The sequence below is a fragment of the Pseudomonas sp. genome (genome assembly GCF_049645325.1).
In the GTDB taxonomy this organism is placed as follows: domain Bacteria; phylum Pseudomonadota; class Gammaproteobacteria; order Pseudomonadales; family Pseudomonadaceae; genus Aquipseudomonas.
On the sequence record NZ_JBARTQ010000568.1, the window covers coordinates 1 to 5,861 of the forward strand.

Annotated in this window: 7 protein-coding genes; 1 reads left to right on the plus strand and 6 read right to left on the minus strand. The window is 63.0% G+C overall.

Annotated features, from left to right (window positions below; translation table 11 throughout):
* Together WBB95_RS23735 and WBB95_RS23740 are read right to left on the minus strand one after the other, a co-directional pair.
* Window positions 1–530: MFS transporter (locus WBB95_RS23735; RefSeq protein ID WP_424489777.1), on the minus strand; the 530-nt coding region annotated here is incomplete at its 3' end.
* On the minus strand, window positions 527–1,012 hold the full coding sequence (locus tag WBB95_RS23740) for a GlcG/HbpS family heme-binding protein (protein ID WP_424489778.1): 486 nt from the start codon (window positions 1,010–1,012) through the stop codon (window positions 527–529). The genes WBB95_RS23740 and WBB95_RS23735, both read right to left, overlap by 4 nt.
* A gap of 103 nt (window positions 1,013–1,115) precedes the next feature.
* Between WBB95_RS23740 and WBB95_RS23745 the strand changes: the two genes are divergently transcribed.
* Window positions 1,116–1,997: a LysR family transcriptional regulator gene (locus tag WBB95_RS23745; RefSeq protein WP_424489779.1), complete on the plus strand. Its 882-nt coding sequence runs from the start codon at window positions 1,116–1,118 to the stop codon at window positions 1,995–1,997.
* Between the two features lie 129 nt (window positions 1,998–2,126).
* On the opposite strand, the gene dhaL is transcribed toward WBB95_RS23745, so the two are convergent.
* The 4 genes from dhaL to WBB95_RS23765 all read right to left on the minus strand — a co-directional run bounded on the left by dhaL (window position 2,127) and on the right by WBB95_RS23765 (window position 5,811).
* Complete coding sequence (gene dhaL / locus WBB95_RS23750) at window positions 2,127–2,771, minus strand: dihydroxyacetone kinase subunit DhaL (protein WP_424489780.1); 645 nt, start codon at window positions 2,769–2,771, stop codon at window positions 2,127–2,129.
* A gap of 3 nt (window positions 2,772–2,774) precedes the next feature.
* Entirely contained in the window at window positions 2,775–3,776 is a 1,002-nt protein-coding gene (locus tag WBB95_RS23755) for a dihydroxyacetone kinase subunit DhaK (protein WP_424489781.1), read from the minus strand.
* Window positions 3,777–3,913: 137 nt separating this feature from the next.
* Window positions 3,914–5,029 (minus strand): MDR/zinc-dependent alcohol dehydrogenase-like family protein, encoded by a 1,116-nt coding sequence (locus WBB95_RS23760; protein WP_424489782.1) that lies wholly within the window; start codon window positions 5,027–5,029, stop codon window positions 3,914–3,916.
* 26 nt (window positions 5,030–5,055) lie between these two features.
* Entirely contained in the window at window positions 5,056–5,811 is a 756-nt protein-coding gene (locus WBB95_RS23765; protein WP_424489783.1) for an SDR family oxidoreductase, read from the minus strand.
* Window positions 5,812–5,861: the final 50 nt, after the last annotated feature.

Consider the following 5,861-nt stretch of genomic DNA (forward strand, 5'->3'; position numbering starts at 1 on the left):
ATCAGCCCCAGGCCCACCGGCAGGTTGAGATAAAAAATCCAGCGCCAGCCCAGGTACTGGGTGATCAAGCCGCCCAGGGTGGGCGCGGCAGTCATCGCCACGCCCATGCACGCACCCCAGAACGCCCAGGCCTTCGCGCGCTCGACTTCATCGTGGAAGGTGTGGCCGATGGAGGCCAGGGCTGAAGTCAATAGCAAGGCTGCGCCGACGCCTTTTACGGCACGGGCGATGTCGAGGAGCAACGCATTGGGCGCTGCGCCGCAGCCCAGCGAGGCGAGGATGAAAATGCCCAGCCCCCAGAGCAGCGATTTCTTGCGGCCAAAGCGGTCGGCAATACTGCCCGCCGGTAACAGCAGGGCGGCAAACGCCAGCATGTAAGCACTGACCACCCACTCGATGTCGGCGAAGTTGGCGCCCAAGTCCCGGGCGATACTCGGCAGGGTCACGGCGACGATGTTGGTGTCGAGCACGATCAGCGAGCAGACGCCGGAAGCGGTCAGCAGGGTCAAGCGTGGGCTGACCTTACTCATGGTTGCACCGACGCTAGCGCCGCTGAGGCGATTTCATCATCGTGGGCCGGGGTGTCCGCACTGATACCAATGGCACCCACCACCTGGCCTTCAATAATGATCGGCAGTGCGCCTTTCATCATCAGCAGGCCCGCCGTGATCGCGGCCGGCCGTGCCGTGTTGATCGCATTTTCCAAGTCCGCCGAGGGCCGTTTGAACAGCGCCGATGTGCGCGCCTTGCCTTGGGCCAGCTCAATGCCGGCCACCACCGGTGCGCCATCCATGCGCAAGGTCAGGATCGGCCAGCCGCCGTCATCGACGATCGCCAAGGCACACGGCCAGCCGTGGTCGGCGGCGACTTTACGCGCGTGGGCGGCGATCCGTTGGGCGGTGGCCAATGTCAGGATTGCTTTGTGGGCAACGCTGGCCGGCGCATCCGCCGCCATTGCGGGAGGAAGCATTAAAAAGCTGGCAACTGCCAGGCACGCAGGTTTGACGAACATGGGATACCCTCTCTACTGTTAGCGCCTCCACAGCTTATCCCCGGTGCGCCTCGCCTTCGTTAGGCGCGGCTCGGTACTTCATTACCTTTGAGCTAATCCTGCGATGGAAATACGCCACTTCCGCTACTTTCTGGCCGTTGCACGCCAGCGCAACTTCACCCGCGCGGCTGAACAGCTCGGCATTGCGCCGCCGACGTTGAGTCGGCAGATCCAGGACATGGAAGCCAGCCTGGGCGCGCGTTTGTTTGTCCGTCAGCAGCGTGAGGTCAGCCTCACCGAGGCGGGCGCGGCGTTGCTGATAGAAGCGGAAGCCACCGTGCGCCAGTTCGAATTCGCGCAGCGCAACGCCCAGCGCGCCGGGCGCGGCGAGATCGGGCATATCGAACTCGGTTACGTGGCTTCGGCGGTGTACGGCGGGCTGTTGCAACGGCAAATGCAGGCATTCAGCCAGGCGTTTCCAGATGTGAGCGTGAATGTGCGCGAATGCGCGATGGCGACATTGCCCGGCGCTGTGGCGGATGGGCGTTATGACATCGGCTATATTCGCTCGCCGATGACCTTGCCCGACGGGGTGGACGCGGTACGCCTGGACAGCGAAGGGTTTGTGCTCGCGTTGCCGCAGGATTCCTGGTTGCTGGGGCTCAAAGCCATCGGTTGCGAGCACCTGAAAAACGAGACGTTTATCTTGCCGGAGCAAATCAGCGGCACGTTGCACGTCGCCGCCCAGGGGAATTTTGCGCCGCGCCTGGGACCGCAGCCCGGCGGTTTGGTCGCGGTGGTGGCGCTGGTGTCATTGGGCCAGGGCGTGGCGGTGGTGCCGGCCTCGATGGTCGGGCATGTGAGTTTGCCGGGCGTGGTGTATCGCCCTATTCAGGGGAATGACGCCACGTCGTGGCTGTCGCTGATTCACCGGCGCTTCGAGAAAGCGCCGGCGGTGGCGCGGTATATCCAGCAGGTCAAGCAGTCAGCCGAGTGGGAGGCTTGATCGCGGCGAGTTGGGTGCTTTACGGGTTAACCGGGTTGCTGCTTTCGCGAGCAAGACCGCTCCCACATTTGATCTAGAATGCGGTCGGATGTGGGAGCGGGCTTGCTCGCGAAGGTGCCAGCTCAGACGCTACACCAGCCTCGGCTGAACCGAGTCCGCCAGGCGCGTGAGGATCAGGCAGCACGACACCGCCCCGGCATCCAGCACGCCAAGCGAGCGCTCGCCCAAGCGGCTGGCGCGGCCGATTTTGGCCACCAGGTCCTTGGTTGAATCGCGCCCTTGGGACGCGGCGGTTTTCATCGCCTCCAGCGCATCGTTGAACGACGCACCCACCGCGTGCGCGCGCTCAAAGGCTTCGACGGCCGGGATCAGCGTGTCCATCAGGCATTTATCACCCACGCCCGCTTCGGTAATGTCCTGCAACGAGGTCAAGCCGCCGCGCAGCAGGTGGGCAAAGGTTGCCGCGTCGATGTTTTCGCTGTGGCGCACTTCATCGGCCATGCCGATAAACAGGCTGCCATACAGCGGCCCCATGGAGCCGCCGATGCCTTCCATCAGGCTCAGGGTCAGTTCATCCAGCGCTTCGGCGAGGGTCAATTGGCGGCCTTCGATTGTGCGACCGCAATGGGCAAAACCCTTGGCCATGTTAATGCCGTGGTCGCCGTCGCCAATCGCGCCGTCGACTTCGCTGAGGTATTCACGGTTGGCCACGATCACGCTGACCAGGTCGGCGACGATGGCGCTGCCGTCGCGGGTGGAAAAATGTTCGCTCATGGTTCACTCCGCCTGGGTCATGCCGATGGAACGGCACGGTTGGTCGATGAGGGTTTTCAGTTCGGCGTCGAGGCCGAGCAGGGTCAGGGTCACGCCCATCATTTCCAGGGACGTGAAGTAGTTGCCGACGTAGCAGCGGTGAATCTTCAAGCCCTTGGCCCTGAGCTGGCGTTCGACCTCGGCGTAGAAAATGTACAGCTCCATCACCGGCGTGGCACCCAGGCCGGAGACCAGCACGACCACGCTGTCATCCTGGTTGAAATCACGGTCGGCGAGGATCGGCGCGAGCATGCGCTCGGCCATGGCGGCGGCAGATTCGATGGGGATCACTTCAATGCCCGGTTCGCCGTGATGACCGATGCCCAGTTCCATCTGGCCGTCGGGAATCTGGAAGTTCGGCTTGCCCACGGCGGCGATAGTGCAGGGTGTGAGGCCGATGCCGATGGAGCGACAATTCTCGACGGCCTTCTGCGCAACGCGGATCACCCCGTCCAAATCGTAATGCTGGGCGGCCGCGGCACCGCCGACCTTCCACATGAAGATCTCCCCGGCCACACCACGCCGCTTGGCGATATCGGCCTTGGGCGCGGAGGCCACATCGTCGTTGGCGACCACGGTGCGCACGTGCATGTCTTTGCTGGCGGCCATTTTCATCGCCAGCTTCACGTTCATGTTGTCGCCGGCGTAGTTGCCGTACAGGCAGGCCACGCCCGCGCCATGGTCGGCGGCGCGGAAGGCGTCGAAAAAGCTCTTGGCCGTGGGCGAGGAGAAAATCTCGCCAACGGCCACCGCGTCCACCAGGCCTGGGCCGACGTAGCCGAGAAAGGCCGGTTCATGCCCTGAGCCACCGCCGGTGACAATGCCCACGCGGCCTTGCGCGCTGGGCCTGGCTTTGACGATCACCCGTGGGTTGGTTTCGTATTGGCGCAATTCGGGGTGCGCGACCAGGATGCCGCGCAGCATGTCCTCGACCACTTGGTCCGGATCGTTGATGACTCGGTTCATAACGCGGGTTCCTGTTCTTGTTCTAAAGGGCAACAAAATTCTAATGTGGGAGCTGGCTTGCCTGCGATGGCGGTGTGGCAGTTGATACTGCCATCGCAGGCAAACCAGCTCTCACAGGGATTGTGGTGTGGCTGGCGTCAGGGTTCGAGCACCACTTTGAGCGACTTATCCCCGCGCTCCATCACCGCAAACGCTTCCTTGAAGTCCGCCAGCGCAAACTTGTGGGTGACCACGTCGCGCATGTCGATCTTGCGGTTGCCGATAAAGTCGATGGCGCGCGGGTACATGTATGGGCCCAGGTGCGAGCCCAATATGTCCAGCTCCTTGCGGTCGCCGATGATCGACCAATCTACCGTGGCCTCATCATTAAATACGCTGAATTCGACGAAACGGCCCAGCTTGCGCAGCATCGCCAGGCCTTGGTTCACGGCCTTGTGGTGGCCGGTGGCTTCGATGTAGATGTCGCAGCCGTAGCCATCGGTGATCGCACGGATTTTCGCCATCACATCGACTTCAGCCGGGTTCCACACTTCGTCGGCACCCATGCGGAGGGCGAGGGCGGCGCGTTCGGGTTTCATGTCCAGCACGATCAGCTTTTTCGGGTTGCGCAGGCGCACGGCACCGATGATGCCCAGGCCCAGGGTGCCGGCGCCTGCCACCACCACAATGTCGTCATGGTCGACGTTGGCGCGCTCGGCGGCGTGCAACGAACAGGCCAGTGGTTCGATCAGGATGGCTTCATCCGGTGCAATGGACTCCGGCACTTTATGAATGATGCCTTCCTTGGTGAAGATCATGTACTGGGCCATGGCGCCCTGCACATTGTTCTGGAACCCATACAGGTCGTGCTTCTGACACATCCAGTACTGGCCGTGGTTGCAGAAACGGCAGCCCCAGCACGGCACGATCTGCTCGGAGATCACCCGGTCACCGACGTTTACGCCGCGTTTTTCCGCGCCGGGGCCGAGGGCGACTACGCGGCAGACGAACTCATGCCCCGGGATCATCGGCGGTTTCACGTAGCGCGGTTGTTCGGCATCGCCCCAGAACGACGGTGCGCCGCGATAGGTCTTGATATCGCCCATGCAGATGCCGCACAGCTCGACCTTGGTAAGGATTTCATCCGGGCCGGGCGTGGGCACGTCGACGGTTTCCAGGCGGTAGTCTTCCGGGCCATGACAGACCACGGCCTGCATGGTTTTCGGGATGACCGGCGAGCGTTGTTCAGGGGTGCGTTCGGTGACGGTGGACATGACAAAACCTCACGACAAAAAATGAATTACTGAATGCTGTAGCCGCCGTCGATCACCATGTTGGCGCCGGTGATCATCTGCGCGGCATCGCTGAGCAGGTACAACGCCAGCCCGGCGATTTCTTCCGGCTGGGCAAAACGGCCCGCCGGGATCTGCAGTTTGGCCCGCTCGCCCACGTCACCGGCCCAGGCTTTCTTGCCCAAGGCGGTTTCGACGATGGTCGGGGAGATGGCGTTGACGTTGATCTGCGGGGCCCATTCCATCGCCAGCACCTTGGTCATGCCGACAATCGCCGCCTTACTCGCGCAGTAGGCGACGTGGCGGTCGAGGCCGATCACCGCCGCCTGGGAGGCGAGGTTGACGATGCGCCCGCTGCCTTGGGCGAGCATGTGCTTCGCGCAGGCCTGGGCGACGAAGAAGCTGGCCTTGAGGTTGATATCCAGGGTGCTGTCCCAGGCGCTTTCGCTGACATCAATGGCCTTGTCGAGCAGCACGATGCCAGCGCTGTTGATGAGAAAGTCCAGGCGCTGGAAGTGTTCGAACACCTGGTCGATGGTGTGCTGTACCTGGCCGATCTGGCTGAGGTCGACGGCAATGCCCAGGTGCCCGGCGCCCAGGCTGGCGGCCACTTCCACCACCGCCGGGTCGCGGTCGAGCAACGCCACGCGGGCGCCGCGTTCCACCAGCAGGCTGGCGCAGGCCAGGCCGATCCCGGCGGCGCCACCGGTAATCACCGCGCAACGGCCGGTGAGGTCGAAGGCTTGGTTCCAGAATCCAGACATGCATGACTCCTCTTTCAAAAAACACTGAAAATCCAATGTGGGAGCTGGCT